Raw genomic sequence first — 18,937 nt, forward strand, 5'->3', positions numbered from 1 at the left:
GGGACGACCCACGACCGGGACGTGAACGCGGCGAAGAAGATTCTGGCCGTCGGGCTGACGGCGTCTGTCTGTGGAGCCGGTGTAAGGCCTCAACGAAGCACTCCGGGCGGGCAGTCGGCGACGAAGCAGAAACCCCTACGGCGCGAGCCGTAGGAATCCCCCTCCTTCAGGAGGGGGAGGAAGTCAACGAAACTTTCCTCGTACGAAGGACTGGGACCGGTCCTGCCGACAGACGGAGGCGGGTGACACCGCCGGTGCCGTCCGTGGCGTCTGTGATCGGGTGTGCTGGCAAGCAACGGCATTGCAACGATGTAAAGGGAGTGGCAGCGGAATGACAGCACGCCGCTCGACGACTGTCCAGACCCCGTGCAGCGCTCGGCCGATCAGCGGAGGACTGGAATCCGCCAACGGAGCAAGTGAGCGGTACTGCGCGGTTGTTGAGGGTTCCTGAGTGGTTCCGTTGGAACGTGTCCCGTGCTACGTTCCCCGCACTTCACTCCTGGGCCTTCGCGCCCGGCCTGGACCGCGAGGGCTCGCAGCCCGCACCCGATTCGCTCGCCCCACACCGCACGGACTCCCGCACGCTGCCTGGACCGGCGGCCGCGCGGCGCGCCGGACTCCGCGCCCTGTCCTGCTCGGAGGAGTTCGATGCGACGCGTCATCGCCTGCCTGGCGGTGCTGTGCGTGATGGCCGGGAGTTTCCTCCTCACCGGTCTCACCGGCACTGCGACCGCCGCCGTCACCCCCAAAACACCACCGCTGAGCACCCCGTGGACCAGTCAGGTGTCCACCAGCAACCCCCTGCCGGACTATCCCCGGCCGCAGATGACCAGACCGGACTGGCAGTCCCTCAACGGGGAATGGCAGTTCCTCAACCCGCCGACCGACAGCTCGGGCAACGTCAACCGCAACGCGGCGCCCCCAGTGGGCCAGACCCTCCCCGAACGCATCCTGGTGCCCTATCCGGTGGAGTCGGCGTTGTCCGGCATCATGCGCAACGACAACCGGGACCTGATGTTCTACAAGCGCACCTTCACGGTCCCGCAGAGCTGGGCCGGCCAACGGGTGCAGCTGCACTTCGGCGCCGTCGACTACGAGGCCACGGTCTGGGTGAACGGCAACCAGGTCACCACCCACAAGGGCGGCTACGACCGCTTCGAGGTCGACATCACCCCCCAGCTCAACGGCGGCACCAACGAACTGATCGTCCGGGTCTACGACCCGACCGACGGCCGAGGCGAGAAGCAGCCGGTCGGCAAGCAGGTGAACAATCCCAGCGGCATCTTCTACACCCCCACGTCCGGCATCTGGCAGACGGTGTGGATGGAGCCCACCCCCGCGTCCTCGATCTTTTCCGTCGACATCCTGCCGAATCTTTCGGACAACACCGCGCGGGTCCGCGTCTTCACCCGCGGCAATGTCACCGGCCACACCGCCCTGGCCGAGGCGATGTCGGGCTCCCAGGTGGTGGGCAGCTCGACCGGCGGGTTCACAGAGTTCACCGTCCCCGTGCCCAATGCTCGCCGCTGGTCGCCCGACGATCCCTTCCTGTACGACCTGCGCGTCACCCTGCGCGATGCCGCAGGCAACCAGGTCGACCGTGTCACCAGCTACTTCGGCATGCGCGAAATCGGCAAGAAGATGCTCAACGGCGTCATGCGCCCCACTTTGAACGGCGAGTTCGTCTTCCAGATCGGCACTCTCGACCAGGGGTTCTGGCCAGACGGCCTCTACACCGCGCCCACCGACGCGGCCCTCGCCTCCGACCTGCAAAAGCACAAGGACCTGGGCTTCAACATGGTGCGCAAGCACATCAAGGTGGAGCCCGCCCGCTGGTACTACCACGCCGACCGGCTCGGACTGCTGGTGTGGCAGGACATCCCCTCCACGCCCGCCTTCGACGACACCCGCACGCCGGCGCAGACCGCACAACTGGAGACCGAGGCCCGCGAGATCATCGACGAGCACCGCTTCTCGTCGGCCGTGGTCACCTACGTCCCGTTCAACGAGGGCTGGGGGGAGTGGGACCTGGACGCCACCCGGCGCGTCACCACCGACCTGGAGAACTACGATCCGTCCCGTCTGATGAACGCCCACAGCGGCTACAACTGCTGTGCGTCCAAGGGCGACCCGGGCACCGGTGACGTCATCGACTGGCACGTCTACACCGGCCCTGACGCCCCACGCCCGTCGGTCACACGGATATCCGTCCTCGGCGAGTTCGGCGGTATCGGTCTGCGCACGCCAGGCCACGAGTACAGCCCGAACGGCCAGTTCTTCGCCTACGAGCAGGTCACCAGTCAGGCGCAGCTGAACGACCGCTACACCGGCATGGTCCGCGACGCACAGCAGCTCATGACCACCAAGGGCCTGTCCGCCTACGTCTACACCGAGACCACCGACGTCGAGGGCGAGTACAACGGCCTGTTCACCTACGACCGGCGCGTGCAGAAGGTCGACACCGGCCAACTGCGCTCGGCACACGGCGCACTCATCCGCGCCTCCCGCAACCTCAACGCGGCCGTCCCGCTCACCTTGGGGCACGTCCGGTCGTTCAAGGTGACCACCCCGGGTTACACCGACCGCTACCTCCGGCACGCCAACTATGCGGCCAGGACCGATGTCCTGAGCACCGCCTCCGGTGACGGCGCTCGCCAGGACGCCTCCTTCCGCACGGTCACCGGACTGGCCGATCCACGCTGCTACTCCTTCGAGTCGGTCAACCAGCCCGGCCGATATCTGCGGCACGCCGACAGCCGGGTACGCATCGACGCGGACACCGGCGGCCCGTTCGCCGCGGACGCCACCTGGTGCAGCCGGGCCGGTCTCGCCGCGGGCGGCACGTCCTTCGAGTCGCTCAATTACCCCGGCCACTACTTGAGGCACTACGCGGACACCGTGTACCTCGCCCGCAGCGGCGGCCCCAACGCCTGGGACACCGCCGCCTCCTTCGCCGCCGACGCCACCTGGAACACCGGCGAACCGGCCCTCTGGCGCAGCTCCGCACTGCTTCCCACCGACGTGCGGCGGTCGTTGCGGGTGACCACCTGGGGCCACACCAACCGCTATTTGCGGCACGCCGACAGCCTCGCTCGCACCGACATCGTCGACGCGGGCAGCAGCGCGCTGCTCAAGCAGGACGCGACGTACACCGTGCGGCGCGGGCTCGCCGACTCCTCCTGCTTCTCGTTCGAGTCGGTGAACTACCCCGGACAGTTCCTGCGGCACGCCGACAGCAGGGTGCGCAACTCTCCCGACGACGGCTCGGCACTGTTCCGGCAGGACGCCACGTTCTGCGCCCGCCCGGGAATCGGGGGTACAGGCGTCAGCTTCGAGTCGATCAACATCCCCGGCTCGTTCCTGCGGCACCACGCCTCGCAGGTGTACATCGCATCCGGCGCCGGCAGCGGCGACGCCTTCGACCGTCCGCAGACCCTCACCGCCGACAGCAGCTGGGACCTCGCGGCCCCGTGGGCGCCCTGACCGCCTGACCAACGGTTGGGCCGGCGCTGTGCCCTTCGTCGTTCACGACGCGGCGAAGGGCACAGCCGGCACCCCGCGGCGCCCGGCCCCACCTCATCACTTGGCCCGGCTCCTCCTGCGTCGTCGGAGACGAGATCTGCGTGAGCCGCGGCGACGCCTCGACGGTCACGCCCGACTTCGACGGAACCGTCCCCCTCTGCCGGAGGCACGGTCGGCGGTCAGAGCTACCGGACATACGACGGGGCCTGCGGGCTGACGGGCCAGGCCGCGGAGACGGCCTACTTGGACCGAACAGTCCACTGGGCGCATCGCTTCGAGGCAGCGGCCGCGCGCTGACGCGGCCCGGCGCCGTGTCCATGAGGACGTCCGGCCGACGCGAGCCGGCCGGACGCCCTTTCCGGAGCCCTTCCAGCCCCAGGCATGCGCACACCGCTCCTGGGCCGTCGTCCGGGCCGGTGGGGGCTCGGGCCCCAGCAGGCGTGGTGCGCGCAGGCGAGCGGCAGTCTTGACCCGAACCGCCCTCAAAGCCCACGGACGGCTGGGGGTGGGGTCGTGAGCGCCCATAGACCGCGTTCCTCGGCGCGGATCCGATGGGCGAGGCCGCGGCTCCCGCGACTGGCACCCTCGGTGCGGTAACAGCTGTTACCATGCTGGCATGGCGAAGACACAGCTGGGCGCGCGTGTGGATGAGGATGTGGCGGAACTCGCCAGGAAGCGCGCCGCCGACCTGGGACTGAGCATCGGCGACTACCTCGCCAGGCTGGTGCAGGACGACGCCAGCGGCCTTCGCGCCCGAGCGGTGGACGCGGCCGCCCGTTTCCTGGCCGAGCACCAGGCGGTCTTCGATGAGGCCGAGGACGCCCAGCAGGCGGGTCGGGGAGCACGCGCGGCCTGATGGACCTGAACATCGACGTTCCCTGGATCCTGCAGGTCGCCGAAGCAGCCGGAGCGAACGATCCGGCGCCCGACGACTACGGCGTTCCCATTTCGGCGGTCGCCCGTCACCGGGCCGAACTGTTCGAGCAGTCTGTCTATGACAGCCCCTACGCCAAGGCCGCCGCCCTGGTGCACACGCTGGGCCGCTGCCGCTGGCTGGAGCGGTCCAACATGGCCGTGGCCGCCGCCTCCGGCGTCATGTACCTCGAAGCCGCCGGAATCCCCGTCAAGCCGGCCCGCGAGGATGCCGTCGCCCTGAAGGACCTGCTCCTCGACCCCGCCTGCACCGCCGGGAAGATCGCTGCTCTGCTGCGGACCTGGCCCACCGCGACCTGACTCCCGTACTGCCGGATTCACTTCCCGGCGCCGGGAGCAGTCCGGCCGCTCTCGTTGCGGGCGCCCGGAGTCTTGCCCCGGACAGGGGGGTCTGGTTCTGTACCGCGCTACGAGTGTGTGATCACGTGGATGCGGGGAGAGGCAGCGGCGTGGAGCGAGGAACGCAGGCGGGGGTCAGGGAGTGTCTGCCGGAAGGGCTCGGTCGGGTGATACGTGAGGTCGCCGGTGACATTGCCGGGCTCCTGAACGATGCGGCGGACTCGGACATGAGCGTTCGGGTGCCGGGGCTGGAGTGGACGGTGGGGGAGACGGCCGCGCACCTGGTCCTGGCGGGTGGTCTGATGGCTGATCTGGTGTCCGGTCGGGAGCGCCCGTACGGGGACGGCACGCCGCAGGGCCTCGCGGCGGCCAATGCGCACGCTCTCGCCGCGTTCGAGGAGCGTGCGGCGGAGCCGCTGGCGGCGATGCTGGTTCAGCAGACCGGAGCGTTCCTGGACGCGTTGGAGGACGCCGTGGCGCAGGGGCGTGCGGGACGGACGCTGCTGACCCCGCTCGGACCGATGGACCAGGAGGTTCTGGCCGCTTATCTGCTGACCCACCTGCTCGGGCATGGCTACGATCTCGCCCGGGGACTGCGTCGGCCGCACATGATCGATGCGGGGCGGGTGGGGTTGTGCCTGCCGTTCTTGAAGACGGCGATGCCACGAATCGCCGACGCCTCCACGGTGACGGCCCGTTACACCTTGCGCGTCCGGGGCGGCGCGGTCTTCGGTGTCACCTTCACCGACGGCGTTGTTGAGGTCCATCCCGGCCCGCCTGAGCGTTCGGACTGCACCATCCTGACCGAACCGGTCGCCTTCCTCCTCATCGCGCTGGGACGGCTGGGCCCCTGGCAGGCCATGGCACGCGGGGCTGTCCTCGCCTGGGGCCGCAAACCCTGGCTTGCCCCGCGTTTTCCCACCCTGTTCACTGCGCCCTGAGCTCGGGTTCTTTGACACGGAGGATCCGAGGGCGCCTGGAGGCTCCCCGCGCGGTGACGGGACGTCGGGGAATGGAGCCGCAAGGAACCGCACCGTCAGGGGCGGACACCGGGCCTGCGCAAGCGGAACAGTCGGTCCGGCCGGCCGGTTGCATCGACTGAGGGAACGGCGCCGCACCGGCGGGGAACATGAGACCAGATGGTCGTCGCCCCCACCTGGGGCCGGGCCTCAGTAGTGGTATGCCCGCCCCGCAGTGGGACCAGTAGATGTTCTTGCAGGAGGACTGTTTCATGACTGACCGGCCTTTGACGCTCATGGCAGTACACGCTCACCCGGACGACGAGGCCACCGGAACCGGAGGGGTGCTCGCGCGGTACGCGGCGGAAGGTGTCCGCACGGTTCTCGTGACATGTACCGACGGCGGTTGTGGTGACGGACCGGGGGGCGTCAAGCCGGGCGATCCCGGGCACGATCCGGCGGCGGTGGCTCTGATGCGCCGTGAAGAACTCGAGGCGAGCTGTGACGTCCTGAAGGTCAGTGATTTGGAGATGCTGGACTATGCCGACTCCGGGATGATGGGCTGGCCGAGCAACGACGCCCCTGGATCTTTCTGGCAGACCCCCGTGGTGGAAGGCGCTGCCCGACTCGCGGAACTCATGCGGCACTACCGACCTGATGTGGTCGTCACCTACGACGAGAACGGCTTCTACGGCCACCCCGATCACATCCAGGCCCACCGCATCACGATGGCGGCGCTGGAGATGACCGAGCTGACGCCGAAGGTGTACTGGACCACGATGCCCCACTCGGCGATGCGGCGGTTCGGCGAGATCATGCGTGAGGTCGGCGAGGACGTGCCGGAGCCGGATCCTGCCGAGGCTGCCGCGCTGGCCGAGATCGGCCTCCCCGACGACGAGATCACCACGTGGGTGGACACCACCGCGTTCAGCGATCAGAAGTTCGACGCGCTGGCCGCGCACGCCAGCCAGGGCGAGAACATCTTCTTCCTCAAGATGGGCAAGGAGAGGTTCGGCGAGTTGATGGGCATGGAGACCTTCCTGCGTGTCCAGGACGCCACCGGCACGGCCGTACCCGAGAACGATCTGTTCGCCGGACTGCGCTGATCCAGCCAGCCAGCCAGCCAGCCAGCCGGCCGGGGTTCCGCTCCGGCCGGCCGCGGCCAGGCCGACAGGCCTGGCAGACGGCGTCGACATGTGCCCGCACCGCCGACAGGGAGGGCGCGACAGCTCAGGTCACGAGCCGGCAGTCCCCGTGGCGTCGGTAATTATGATGAGCGCGTTGTCGTCGGGTGTGGGTCGGTACGCAGGGGAGAGACCGTGAAGCTGTACCTGGCCGTGCCCCTAGTCTTGTTGGCGCTGCTCATCGCCGCCTCCGGCGTGGCGGCGGTGACGAGCGGCTGGGTGCTTCCCATGAACCGGCGCCATGTTCGCGCCCCTCGGACCTATGGCTGGGGTCAGCTGGTGGTGGCCTTTGCACTGTGCTGGCAGCTGGTTTTCGGGTTGATGATCAGCGATTTTGGTGTTCGGCCGTTTGGAACGTTGATGGGCGCCGCGATGCTCTTTGCGGGCGTCGTCGTCATGATGGTGGGCCAGCTCGCCGGCGGTAACCGGAAGGGCGGCGGCACACCGTAAACCCTGTCCGAGCCGCACCTGTCAATGATCCCGCCTTCGGCGCCGCGCCTGCGGGCAGGGGCATGCCTGCGTGAAGCGGCACCATGCCGGCCTCGCCCGCGGTCGTAGTGCCGAACCCCGCTGGCGCGGTTGGTCAGCCAGACAGCTCGTTGCGCCGGATTCCCGGGTTCGCCTGGCGGTGGTGCACATTGGCGCGCCGAGTGTCGCCGTCGTAGTGCGCTAGCACCTTGGGGTCCATCACCCGGCGCCACAACGGGGTCGCCCAGGCCAGGACGATCATGGAGGCGTAGCCGGAGGGGAGTTGGGGTGCTTCGTCGAAGTGGCGCAGTGTCTGGTAGCGGCGCAGTGGGTTGGCGTGGTGGTCGGAGTGGCGCTGGAGCTGGTACAGGAAGATGTTGCTGGTGGTGTTGTTGCTGTTCCAGCTGTGGCGGGGTGCGACCCGCTCGTAGCGGCCGTCCGGTCGCCGCTCGCGCAGCAGGCCGTAGTGCTCGAGGTAGTTGACCGTCTCCAGCAGCAGGACGCCGGCTGCCGCCTGGACGAGCAGGTAGGGCAGGACGTCGGGACCGAACGCGGCGGCGAGGGTCGCGAACAGCAGCACGGTCAGTCCCCACGCGGTCAGTACGTCGTTGCGGTGTGACCAGGTGCGGTACCGGCGGCGGCTCAGGCGGCGGGCTTCCAGGTGCCAGGCCGACCGCACGCTGCCCGCGACGGTGCGGGGCAGGAACGCCCACAGGCTCTCACCGAGTCGCGAGCTTGCCGGGTCCTCGGGTGTCGCGACACGGATGTGGTGGCCGTGGTTGTGCTCGACGTAGAAGTGGCCGTAGCCGGACTGGGCGAGCGCGAGGCGGGCGAGTCGGCGTTCCACCGTCTCCCGTTTGTGCCCGAGTTCGTGGGCCGTGTTGATGGCGACGCCGGCGACGACGCCCACCGTGGCGGCCAGGCCCAGTGCGTTGGGCACGCGCATGCCATCCGACCACAGCAGGCATGCGTAGAGCAGGCCGGCGTACTGCAGGGGCAGGTAGAGGTAGGTGCACCAGCGGTAGTACCGGTCCTGCTCCAGCAGCGCGATCGCCTCGTCCGGTGGGTTCTCCTGGTCCGGGCCGATCAGCAGGTCGAGCAGGGGGATGATCATGAAGGCGAAGATCGGTCCCCACCACCACAGCACCTGCCAGCCGCTCACCGCGACCAGCACCGCTGCCTGGAACGGCAGGGTGGGGACCGCCAGGCCGAGCAGCCACGCGTAGCGCTTGCGATCACGCCAGGGTGTGCCGGCGGGGGAGGCGGGGGGCGTCGTCGAGGGTGCTGTCATCGGGCGGTGCTCCTTGCGGGCGGTCGGCTGTGACCCGGCTGAGCGTGACAGCGGCCCGGAGCGCTGACAATCGGGGACGCACTGTCAATGTTTTGACGGTTCGTCAGGTCGGATCGGCCGGGTCAGTACGGCCGTGGCCGCCGCGGTGATGACCTCGGCCGACTCGCGCAAGGAGTGGTCGGGCGGTGGCAGCACGATGTGCGACAGGGTGAGGCGGACGATGAGGTCGGCGGCCTGGTCCGTCCGTACGGCGTCGAACTGCCGGTACTGCGTGTGGCACCACTGGCGCACCAGATGGCGCGCTCCGGTGACCACCGGCTCCGAGCGTGCGGTCAGGTAGGGCAGCAGGGAGTCCGTGCCGGTGCGGGCCGCCTTGATCACCGAGGTGACCAGCACGTTCTCCCGAGCCTCCCGCAGGGCGTACAGGATGGCGGCGGCGAGTGCGTCCGCGGCGGTGGGTGCGGGCTGCCGCAGCGCGTGCTCCACGCCGCTGAGGAAGCGCTCCGCCTCTCGGTGCACCAGAGCCTGGCTCAGACCGCCGCGGCTGCCGAACTCCTTGTAGACGGTCGGCCGTGACACCTCGGCGCGGGCGGCCACCTGCGACAGGCTGACGGAGTCCCAGCCCTTCTCCGCCGCCATCGCGCGGGCCGCGTCCAGCACGTCGTCCCGCATCTGCCGTCGCCACGCCTCACGGGGCGGCAGCGCGGAGCCGCGGTCCGCGTCCGTGGCGAAGGGTCTGTCTTCCACGATGTGTCTCCTCGCATCGGTTGGGCGGCCAGGATGCCGATGATGCGGCGCCGCGAGCTCTCTGACGAAACGTCAGAACATTGACATCGGGTCGCCCTGGGCGCCGCCCGGACGGCGTGGCACGCTGGCCGCCGGCGGGCCTCCCCCCGTGTCCCGCCGTGCTGGTGACGCGACCCGTACCGCCGTTCGCCGCCCCGTCGGCGGCGGTACGGGTCGCCCACGGTCAGGAGCCGCCGGTGGTGCAGCTTTCCGGCGTGCCGTTGTACAGGTTGGCGTCGGCGACGCCGTCGATGACGCTGCGGCGGTAGTAACCGCACACGGGACGGTCGGCGAAGTCGAAGGTCGTGCCGGGCGTCAGTCGCCAGATCTTGTAGTCGGTGTAGGTCAGCGGCCGTCCGGCCACGGCCAGCTCGGGCTGGTGGTCGCCGAGGACGACGTAGGTGTTCGCCCCGTACTGGGTGGCCAGGCCGTCGCCGTCGATGAACAGCGAGCCTCCTTCGTCGATGCCGACTCCCCAGGCCCGGCCGCCCGGGGTGAGGCCGTCCTTGATGGACCGGGCCACGAAGGCCATGGTGCGGCCCATCCGGTCGCGTTCGCGGAAGTGGGAGTCGTTGACGACACCGGCGTAGTGAGGCCACTCGAACATGCCCGTGGTGAAGGTGAGCGCGCGGTCGTACGGATCCGCCAGGGCGTCGGCGCTGGTGGCGCTGCCGCCGCAGGCGTCGTACACGACGGGGCTGCTGACGTGGTGGCCCGCGCTGCCCCCGCCCGCCCCGCCGCCCTTGGCCACCACGGATTCCACCGAGGCCTCCAGTGCCGTGCCCTTCCAGCGCACGTACCGGCACTGGTCGCCGCCCGCGAAGTACACGAACTCGGCGTTGCGGATGTCGGTGTTGGCCCGGGTGTTGTTGCCGTCGGCGGCGCGGGTGAGTGTCCAGGTGGTGCAGGAGTTGACCCCGGCGAGCTTCATGACGTCATCGCACTCCGGGGTCCTGCTGCCCGAGGACGGCGCGGAGCCGGCGAGGACGACGACGTCGAGGGAGCCGGTACCGCCGCGGATCGTGTCGATGGCGCGGGCCATGGAAGCGGCGACCACCGAGCCGCTGCCGTTCATGGTGAACGCCGGGCCGTTCCAGGTGGAGCGTTGGACGTCGGAGGCGCTGCCGAGGCGGATCCGGTCGGCTGCCGCCTCGGCGGGGGCGGCGGAGGCGAGCATGCCGGCGAGGGAGAGGAGCGCGAGGGCGGCTGCCGTGGCCGAACGGCGTGGCGGGCGGGGGGACATGGGGCCTCCAGGTGAGGAGCGTTGATGTGTTAGCGGAAGGTACAACTCGGCGATGATGGCGGGAAGGTGTACCGCGATATTTGCTGAGCGCTAGGGGATAGGTGCCCGAAATGCACCTTTTTAAGGGGTATTGGGACGGGCGGCGGGCGCTTCCGCGGCACGTTACGTGAACGTAATGTGCGATACATCTAGCCAAGGATTGAGGCGTTCTGTAATTTCCGCAGTGCAGTCGGCGGCACCTCCGCCGACGAAGGATTGACGAGAGGCCCGATCCGCCATGAACGCTCGCACGGTCCGCCGCCTGGCGGCCGCCATCGCCGTGACCACCGCCCTGACCGCGCTCACCGCCTGCTCCGGCGACGACGACACCGCACCGGCCGCGAGCGGCAGCGTCACGGTCGCCGGCGTGAAGATCAAGAAGGACTCCGCGCTGCACGACGCGCTGCCCGCGGAGATCAAGGACGCGGGCACGGTGAAGGTCGCCACGGACGTGCCGTACCCGCCCTTCGAGATGTACGTCAAGGAGGGCGAGAGCGAGCTGACGGGCCTCGACTACGACCTCGGCCAGGCCCTCGGCGCCAAGCTCGGCGTGCGGTTCGCCTTCACCCCGCAGAAGTTCGACGGGATCGTCCCGGCCATCCAGGCCGGCAAGTTCCACGCGGCGATGTCGGCCATCACCGACAACAAGGAGCGGCAGCAGGTCGTCGACTTCGTCGACTACTCGCAGTCCGGCTCGGGCATCCTCGTCGTCGAGGGCAACCCCGAGAAGATCGCCACCCTCGACGACCTGTGCGGCGAGAAGGTCGCCGTGCAGGCCGCCACGAACCAGCTCGACCTGCTCAAGGAGCACCAGGCGCAGTGCGAGAAGGCCGGCGGCGGTCAGATCGACATCCAGACGTTCCCCAAGGACTCCGACGCCCAGCTCGCCCTGCGCTCCGGCAAGGTCGTCGCCCAGCTGCTGACCAAGCCGGCCGCCGGCTGGACCGCCAAGACGGCCGACGGCGGCAAGACGTTCGACCTCGTCGAGGACCCGGCCGCACCCGGCGGCTACAACGCCTCGCCCAACGGCATCGCCGTCACCAAGAAGCTGCCCGAGCTGACCGACGCGATCCAGAAGGCCCTGCAGGCCCTCATCGACGACGGCACCGTGACCAAGATCTTCGAGAAGTACGGCGTCGCATCCATCGCGGTGAAGGAAGCCACCAAGAACGCGGCGGTCGACTAGACATGGTCGAGCTGAAGACACCCCGGGACACCGCCGCGCCCGCCCCCGGGCGCGCGGCGGAGACACTCGTCGTCGTACCGGTACGCAACTACGGCCGCTGGGTGGCCGCGGTGGCCGCCCTGGCCGCACTCGTCGGCCTCGCCGGCTCCTTGGCCAAGAACGAGAACCTGCGCTGGGACATCGTCGGCGACTACCTCTTCGCCGACCTCATCTTCGACGGTCTGTTCACCACCCTGTGGCTGACCGCCGCGGCCATGGTCCTGGGGCTCGCCCTGGGCACGCTGATCGCGGTGATGCGGCTGTCCCCGAGCCCCGTCCTGTACGGCCTCGCCACCTTCTTCGTATGGATCTTCCGTGGCACCCCGCTGCTCGTGCAGATCATCTTCTGGGGCTACGCGGCCGCGCTGTACAAGTACGTCAAGATCGGCGTCCCGTTCACCGACATCACCTTCTTCCAGGCCGAGACCAACTCGCTGCTCACCCCGGCCGTCGCGGCCCTGCTCGCCCTCGGGCTCAACGAGGCCGCGTACGCCTCCGAGATCGTGCGCGCGGGCATCCAGTCCGTCGACCCCGGGCAGACCGAGGCCGCGCACTCGCTCGGCATGCGGCCGGCCCTGACGATGCGGCGCATCGTGCTGCCCCAGGCGATGCGCGTCATCATCCCCCCGATGGGCAACGAGACCATCAACATGCTGAAGATGACCGCCCTGGTCTCGGTCATCTCCGCGCACGACCTGATGTCCAACATCCAGGACGTGTACGCCCAGAACTACCAGGTCATCCCCATGCTGGTGGTGGCGAGCCTGTGGTATCTCGCCCTGGTCACCCTGCTCGGCATCCCGCAGTCCTGGCTGGAGCGGCGCTACGGCCGCGGCACCGCCCGCGCCCAGCACGTGTCGCCCCTGCGGCGCCTGCTCGGCACCGCCGCCCGGCCCAACCGTGTGAAGAACAAGGAGGCGGGCCGGTGAGCGCCCCGACCCTGAACGACGAGAGCGCCCCGACCGTGGACGACGAGAGCGTGCCGATGGTGCACGCGCAAGGCGTGCGCAAGCACTACGGCAAGCTGGAGGTCCTCAAGGGGATCGACCTCACCGTCCGGCGCGGCAGCGTGTCCTGTCTCCTGGGGCCGTCCGGCTCCGGCAAGTCGACCTTCCTGCGCTGCATCAACCACCTCGAAAAGGTCGACGGTGGCAGGCTCACTGTGGACGGCGAGCTGGTCGGCTACCGCCAGCACGGCGGGAGGCTGCACGAGCTGAGGGAGCGCGAGGTCGCGGAGCGGCGCCGGGACATCGGCATGGTGTTCCAGCGCTTCAACCTCTTCCCGCACATGACCGCCCTGGAGAACGTCATCGAGGCACCCGTACGGGTCGGCGGGGTACCGAGGGCGCAGGCTCGCGAGGAGGCCGGGCACCTGCTGGAGCGCGTCGGTCTCGCGGACCGCGCCGGACACTACCCCGCGCAGTTGTCCGGCGGGCAGCAGCAGCGCGTGGCCATCGCCCGGGCCCTCGCCATGAAGCCCAAGCTGATGCTGTTCGACGAGCCGACCTCGGCCCTTGACCCGGAACTCGTCGGGGACGTCCTGGACGTGATGCGACAACTGGCCGACGACGGGATGACGATGGTCGTCGTCACCCACGAGATCGGCTTCGCCCGCGAGGTCGGTGACACGGCCGTCTTCATGGACGAAGGCGTGATCGTCGAGGCCGGCGACCCACGCCGGGTCCTGGTCGACCCGGAGCAGGACCGCACCCGCGCCTTCCTGTCGAAGGTGCTGTGAGCGCCCCCTCGCGGCAGCGGCCCCACCCCGTCGACCTGCTCGGTCCGGCCCACAGCCGTCTCCCGCGGTACCTGCACGACCTCGCCGAACTCGTGGCCATCGACTCCGGGTCCTACAGCGCCGACGGAGTCAACGCCGTCGCCGACTGGGTGCAGGCGCGGCTGATCTCGCTCGGGTTCACCGTCGAGCGGATCCGACCGCCCGCCGCCGACGGCCCCGGCCCCGATGCTCTCCGCACGGGCGACGTACTGGTCGCCCGCAAGGCGGGCCGGCTCACCGAGACGGACGGCGGGCGCAGGATCCTGCTGGCCGCCCACATGGACACCGTGTTCGAGGACGGCACCGCCGCCGAGCGGCCCTTCACCCACGACGGCACCCGCGCCCACGGACCCGGCGTCAGTGACGACAAGGGCGGCCTGCTCGCCGGTCTGACCGCGCTGGAGCTCCTCCAGGAGCAAGGCACGGCGGAGTACGCGGAGTTGGTGTTCCTCGCCACCCCCGACGAGGAGATCGGCGCCCCGGTCAGCCGGCGCATCACCGAGGACGTCGCCCGTGGCATGCACTACGCCCTCGGCCTGGAGTGCGCCCGGGAGAACGGAGACCTGGTGCTCGCCCGCAAGGGCGTCGCCGACTTCCGGCTCACCGTGACCGGCCGAGCCGCCCACGCCGGTATCGAACCCGAACGGGGCGCCAACGCCGCCCTCGCCGCAGCCCACCTCGTCGTCGCTCTGCAGGCCCTCAACGGCCGCTGGGACGACGTCACCGTCAATGTCGGAGTCGTCAGGGCGGGCCACCGCCCCAACATCGTCTGCCCCGAGGCGGAACTCCGCCTGGAGGTACGCGCGGTGACCGCGATGGGCCTCAGCAGAGTCAGGCAGGCCATCGAGGACGCTGCCGCCTGCCCGGCCGTCCCCGGCACCACCGTCACCGTCGAACAGCTCGACGACTGCCCTCCGATGGAGGCGACCTCGGCCTCGCACCGCATGCTCGCCGCGGCCGAGGAGGCGGCGGCCGCCCTCGGCTTCCCCCTCGGCGCCACGGCCACCGGAGGCGTCGGCGACGCCAACCTGATCGCCGGCGCGGGCGTCCCCGTCCTGGACGGCCTCGGCCCGGTCGGCGGCGCCGACCACAGCCCGCAGGAGTGGCTGGACACCGCCAGCGTGCCCGAGCGCATCGCTCTGCTGGCCGCACTGATCGTGTCGTTGGGCCACAGCAGCGACAGCGACAGCGGCGGCGGGGACGCCTGACCGCCGGGACCCCGGCCGTGCAGCGGTCCTGCCGGGGTCCCGGCTCTTCGTTCGATCTTCCGATCACCGCCCAAGGAGGCACTCATGCGCGACAGATCCCTGCCCAACCGGCGCCACATCCTGGCCGGGGCCACCGCCCTCGTGCTCACCCTCACCGCCGCGCCCGCGGCCCAGGCGAGCGTCCGCGCCGACAGGACAGCCGAGGCCGGCTCCCTGGTCCTGATCGGGGGCGCTCTCGCGGCCGACAACACGGAGGTCTACGGGGAGATCATCGAACGGGCCGGAGGATCCCGTGCCCGCATCGGCGTCCTCACCGCCGCGTCCGTTCCCGAGAGCCAGGACCCGGACGCCGGCGACCCCGAGCGGTGCAGCAACTCGGCCTGCAACGGCGCCTACTACGCCGGGCTGTTCGAGAAGCACGGCGCGGCCGACGCGCAGTGGATCCCCGTCGACCTGGATCACATCGACAACGCCGACTCCGACGCCGTCGTCGACCAGATCAACTCCATGACCGGGTTCTTCTTCGGCGGCGGCGACCAGTACCGCTACGTCACCACTCTCCTGCACGGCGACCGGCACACCGACTCCAAGGTGCTCGCCGCCATCCGCGCCAAGCTCGCCGACGGCGCGGTCGTCGCGGGTACCTCCGCGGGCGCGCAGATCGCCGCCGGCCCCGACATGGTCACCGGCGGCGAGTCCTACCAGGGCCTGCGGGACGGCAGCGCCCCCGGCTACTTCGACGACGCCACGCGTCTTGGCTACCTTCCCGCCGGCGGATTCGGCTTCCTGCGCTCCGGACTCGTCGACACCCACACCGGCGCCTACGGGCGGGAGGGCCGGGCCCTGCGCCTGGCCGCCGACACCGGACACGACCGCGTCTACGCCCTGCAGGAGAACAGCGCACTCGTCGTCGACAACGCCGGAACACACCACGAGACCATGACCGTCCTCGGCGACAACGGCGTGGGCATCCTCGACCTGCGCGACGCCCGCACCCACACCTCACCAACGGGCTGGACCCTCACCCGCGCCCGCTACTCCCACCTCACCGACGGCGACCGCTACGACACCCGCCGCTGGGCCGTACGCCCGGCCCCGGGCAAGCGTCCGCTGATCCCCCGTACGACGTCACCCGTGCCCGCCAACGACGACGTCTTCTACTCGATCGACAACCCCGCCGGTGTCCCGTACTCCTTCCTGAGCACGGCCCGGGCCCTCGCCGCGGCCAGGAACCAGCACACCGCCACAGCCACCACCTACGAGAAGGCGCCCCGCTTCACCGTCAACTTCACCAAGCGGCCCGGGTTCACGGCCTGGACCGACGACGGCACCACGGCGCGGACTCTCGTCGGTCTGCGTATCGACATCGCCCCGCGGTGACCGGTTCCGACCGCCCGCGCGGGCGTTAGGCTCGGCACCGGCGCACCGCAAGATCCGAAAGGACCCCTCATGGCCACCGGCACACTCGCCGACGACATCCGTCTCAAGCTGGGTACCCTCAGCCCCGCCGAGCGGAAGGTCGCGAGGGTGCTGCTGGCCGCCTACCCGGCCGCGGGCTTCGAGACCGTCGCCACCATCGCCGAACGAGCCGCTGTCAGCGCCCCGACGGTGCTGCGCTTCGTCGCCCGCCTCGGCTTCAACGGATTCCCCGAGTTCCAGGCCGCCTTGCGCGCCGAGCTCGACCAGCGCAACGCCTCGCCCCTGACCCTGTACGAGGGGACCGAGGACACCACCGGCGACGACTCCGCCGCGGGCCTCATGGCCCGCAGCGCCAAGCTGTTCAGCACCGCCGTCGCCCAGACCCTGGCCGAGACCCCGCCGCACGACCTGGAACGGGCCGTGGCCCTGCTGTCCGACCGAAAGCGCCGGATCACCCTGGTCGGAGGCCGGTTCACACACCTGCTCGCCCAGTATCTGGGCCTGCACCTGATGCAGTTGCGCGACGATGTCCACGTCCTGTCCGAACGCGACGTGGAACGCGCCGCGGCCCTCACCCGGTTCGGGCGCCGCGACGTGCTCGTCGTCTTCGACTACCGCCGCTACGAGAGCGACAAGATGGCCCTCGCCCAGCTCGTGCAGGAACGCGGCGGCAAGGTCGTCGTCTTCACCGACACCTGGTTGTCACCCACCAGTGGGCACGCCGAGGTCGTCCTGCCCAGCCAGGTCACCACCCCCTCCCCCTACGACAGCCTGGTGCCGACGGTCGCGGTCATCGAGACGGTCGTCGCCGGTCTCATCACCTCCCTCGGCGACGAGGCACACCAGCACATGCAGCACACCGAGGACGTGGCCCGCCGTATCGGCCTGGTGTGACCGGCTGCCGGCCGTCGGCTGCAGGCGGACGGTCGCAGCGGAAGGCACCCCGAGAAGCACGGTCTCGCGACGGTGTTCGTGGTGGCGCCGAGGAGCGGGCCGGGGGCTGGAAGTCCTTGTTCTGGTCTGCTCGGTTCACTCGCAGTGGATGCACCATGTCGGCAGGACCGGCCGAGACCGCGCACGGACGCCCTGGGCATCGGACGGCGTGAGCCTGGGACCGGGGTCCGGCTTGCCGCGGGCCTCCCGGACGCGGGCGAGCGGCACTACGGATCCGCGAAGTCGGCGCCTGCCCCGTATCCGGAGCCGGAGGCCGCCGGCGTCCTGGAACGGGTGCGCCGATGGCACGTCGGCGGCGGCTGGGACTGACCGCCGCCCCTCATGGAGCTGTGTGCCGGTCAGTCGGGGACCGTGTCGGTGTCCGTGGCGGAGCTCGTCAGTGCTTCGACCTGGGCGGCGAGGCCGGGGTGGGCGGCTGTCAGGTGGGGGTGGGTGGCGTGCAGGGGGTGGAGGAGCGCGGCCGGGTCGTCATGGGCGAGGGCTGCGTTGAGCTGGCTGAGGGGAGTGCGGGCCGCGGCGGGCAGGTCGGTGAGGGCGCTGATCTGGCCGGCGAGGCGGCGCAGGTCGGCGGCGTTGCGGCGGGCGAAGGCGGCGGCGTTGCGGTCGGCGGCGCGACGTTCGCGGACGGCCTGGACGCGTTGTTCGCCGGTGGTTCCGGCAGGGCCGGGGCGGCCGCGCAGATAGCGGCGTTCGGCGGCCTGCCGGCTGGCCACGCCGAGGGGGGCGGCGAGGTCGGCCCAGCTGGCTCCCGCGTCCCGGGCGGTTTCGATCAGACCGTTCTCCCAGCCGGCGAGCTGTTCGCGGACCTGCCGCAGCAGCAGGAGGGAGGCCAGGGCCTGCTCCGGGCCAGGCTCGGGCGGCTCGGGGACGGCGGGATCCTGGCGCTGGGCGGCGCGCAGGGCGTCGTCTATCGCTTGCAGGGCCGCCGCGGCGGCGAGGAACGAGGCCGGGCTGCGGGCGTCGGAGCCGGCGGAGACCGGTTGGTCGGCTGCGGTCACGGGCACCTCCCTCGGGTTGTCGTCCTGTCGACGACACCGTGCTTGTCATCCATTGGATGACATGTTACAACGGTTTCAGTGAAGCGCATTGGCAGCAACTGCCCAAAACTGCTGGAGGTGTTTTCACGATGTTGATGCGCACCGACCCCTTCCGTGAGCTCGACCGACTGGCGCAGCAGCTGGTGGGCCCGGGTACCTGGTCGCGGCCGTCCACGATGGCGATGGACGCCTACCGTGAAGGCGACGAGTACGTGGTGGCCTTCGACCTCCCCGGCGTGACCGCGGAGGCGATCGACATCGACGTCGAACGGAACATGCTCACCGTCAAGGCCGAGCGCCGCCCCGTCGCGAAGGCCGACGACGTGCAGATGGAACTGTCCGAGCGGCCACTGGGCGTCTTCTCCCGCCAGATCGTCCTCGCTGACACCCTGGACACCGAGCACATCAAGGCCGACTACGACGCAGGTGTGCTGACCCTGCGGATCCCGATCGCAGAGCGCGCCAAGCCCCGCAAGATCTCCATCGGCGTCGGATCCGGCGCCAAGCAGATCTCCGGCTGAACCCGGCCCGAACAGCGGCGGAGGACGGGTGA

At 70.2% G+C, this 18,937-nt stretch carries 16 protein-coding genes and 3 pseudogenes; 15 read left to right on the plus strand and 4 right to left on the minus strand.

Annotation, left to right across the window (positions count from 1 at the left end; translation table 11 throughout):
- The 8 genes and pseudogenes from ACWDRW_RS35905 to ACWDRW_RS35940 all read left to right on the plus strand — a co-directional run.
- Positions 1–153, plus strand: a pseudogene (locus ACWDRW_RS35905) (RNA-guided endonuclease TnpB family protein); the annotation flags it as partial.
- Positions 154–648: 495 nt separating this feature from the next.
- Positions 649–2,985 (plus strand): annotated as a pseudogene (locus ACWDRW_RS35910) (AbfB domain-containing protein); the annotation flags it as partial.
- Between the two features lie 60 nt (positions 2,986–3,045).
- Positions 3,046–3,483: pseudogene (locus tag ACWDRW_RS35915) on the plus strand (AbfB domain-containing protein); the annotation flags it as partial.
- Positions 3,484–4,138: 655 nt separating this feature from the next.
- Positions 4,139–4,378 (plus strand): hypothetical protein, encoded by a 240-nt coding sequence (locus ACWDRW_RS35920; RefSeq protein WP_451731329.1) that lies wholly within the window; start codon positions 4,139–4,141, stop codon positions 4,376–4,378.
- On the plus strand, positions 4,378–4,755 hold the full coding sequence (locus ACWDRW_RS35925; RefSeq protein ID WP_451731331.1) for a fic family toxin-antitoxin system, toxin component: 378 nt from the start codon (positions 4,378–4,380) through the stop codon (positions 4,753–4,755). The genes ACWDRW_RS35920 and ACWDRW_RS35925 overlap by 1 nt, the downstream gene beginning before the upstream one ends.
- Before the next feature lie 149 nt (positions 4,756–4,904).
- Positions 4,905–5,735, plus strand: a complete 831-nt coding sequence (locus ACWDRW_RS35930) for a maleylpyruvate isomerase family mycothiol-dependent enzyme (RefSeq protein WP_451731334.1) — start codon at positions 4,905–4,907, stop codon at positions 5,733–5,735.
- Between the two features lie 290 nt (positions 5,736–6,025).
- Complete coding sequence (locus ACWDRW_RS35935) at positions 6,026–6,859, plus strand: PIG-L family deacetylase (protein WP_451731337.1); 834 nt, start codon at positions 6,026–6,028, stop codon at positions 6,857–6,859.
- A gap of 213 nt (positions 6,860–7,072) precedes the next feature.
- Positions 7,073–7,387, plus strand: a complete 315-nt coding sequence (locus ACWDRW_RS35940) for a hypothetical protein (protein WP_451731339.1) — start codon at positions 7,073–7,075, stop codon at positions 7,385–7,387.
- 133 nt (positions 7,388–7,520) lie between these two features.
- Here ACWDRW_RS35940 and ACWDRW_RS35945 read toward each other — a convergent pair whose 3' ends face one another.
- From ACWDRW_RS35945 to ACWDRW_RS35955, 3 genes are all read right to left on the minus strand, one after another.
- Positions 7,521–8,696, minus strand: coding sequence for an alkane 1-monooxygenase (locus ACWDRW_RS35945; RefSeq protein ID WP_451731342.1), 1,176 nt, complete (start codon positions 8,694–8,696; stop codon positions 7,521–7,523).
- A gap of 84 nt (positions 8,697–8,780) precedes the next feature.
- Entirely contained in the window at positions 8,781–9,443 is a 663-nt protein-coding gene (locus ACWDRW_RS35950) for a TetR family transcriptional regulator (protein WP_451731344.1), read from the minus strand.
- Positions 9,444–9,666: 223 nt separating this feature from the next.
- Complete coding sequence (locus tag ACWDRW_RS35955; RefSeq protein WP_451731347.1) at positions 9,667–10,725, minus strand: hypothetical protein; 1,059 nt, start codon at positions 10,723–10,725, stop codon at positions 9,667–9,669.
- Positions 10,726–11,002: 277 nt separating this feature from the next.
- Between ACWDRW_RS35955 and ACWDRW_RS35960 the strand changes: the two genes are divergently transcribed.
- From ACWDRW_RS35960 to ACWDRW_RS35985, 6 genes are all read left to right on the plus strand, one after another.
- The gene (locus tag ACWDRW_RS35960) at positions 11,003–11,950 is read left to right on the plus strand and encodes an ABC transporter substrate-binding protein (RefSeq protein WP_451731349.1); all 948 of its coding nucleotides are present in this window, start codon (positions 11,003–11,005) and stop codon (positions 11,948–11,950) included.
- Positions 11,951–11,952: 2 nt separating this feature from the next.
- The gene (locus tag ACWDRW_RS35965; protein ID WP_451731352.1) at positions 11,953–12,918 is read left to right on the plus strand and encodes an amino acid ABC transporter permease; all 966 of its coding nucleotides are present in this window, start codon (positions 11,953–11,955) and stop codon (positions 12,916–12,918) included.
- Between the two features lie 56 nt (positions 12,919–12,974).
- On the plus strand, positions 12,975–13,727 hold the full coding sequence (locus ACWDRW_RS35970; protein ID WP_451731425.1) for an amino acid ABC transporter ATP-binding protein: 753 nt from the start codon (positions 12,975–12,977) through the stop codon (positions 13,725–13,727).
- Complete coding sequence (locus tag ACWDRW_RS35975; RefSeq protein WP_451731355.1) at positions 13,724–14,974, plus strand: M20 family metallopeptidase; 1,251 nt, start codon at positions 13,724–13,726, stop codon at positions 14,972–14,974. Before ACWDRW_RS35970 ends, ACWDRW_RS35975 begins: the two co-directional genes overlap by 4 nt.
- 84 nt (positions 14,975–15,058) lie before the next feature.
- Positions 15,059–16,354 (plus strand): cyanophycinase, encoded by a 1,296-nt coding sequence (locus ACWDRW_RS35980; RefSeq protein ID WP_451731358.1) that lies wholly within the window; start codon positions 15,059–15,061, stop codon positions 16,352–16,354.
- A 69-nt stretch (positions 16,355–16,423) separates the two neighbouring features.
- Entirely contained in the window at positions 16,424–17,287 is an 864-nt protein-coding gene (locus tag ACWDRW_RS35985; protein ID WP_451731361.1) for a MurR/RpiR family transcriptional regulator, read from the plus strand.
- A 398-nt stretch (positions 17,288–17,685) separates the two neighbouring features.
- Here ACWDRW_RS35985 and ACWDRW_RS35990 read toward each other — a convergent pair whose 3' ends face one another.
- On the minus strand, positions 17,686–18,345 hold the full coding sequence (locus ACWDRW_RS35990; RefSeq protein WP_451731364.1) for a type III effector protein: 660 nt from the start codon (positions 18,343–18,345) through the stop codon (positions 17,686–17,688).
- A gap of 128 nt (positions 18,346–18,473) precedes the next feature.
- Here ACWDRW_RS35990 and ACWDRW_RS35995 point away from each other — a divergent pair, with 128 nt between their 5' ends.
- Positions 18,474–18,905, plus strand: a complete 432-nt coding sequence (locus tag ACWDRW_RS35995; RefSeq protein WP_451731367.1) for an Hsp20/alpha crystallin family protein — start codon at positions 18,474–18,476, stop codon at positions 18,903–18,905.
- Positions 18,906–18,937: the final 32 nt, after the last annotated feature.

This window comes from Streptomyces sp. NPDC003635 (assembly GCF_053587635.1).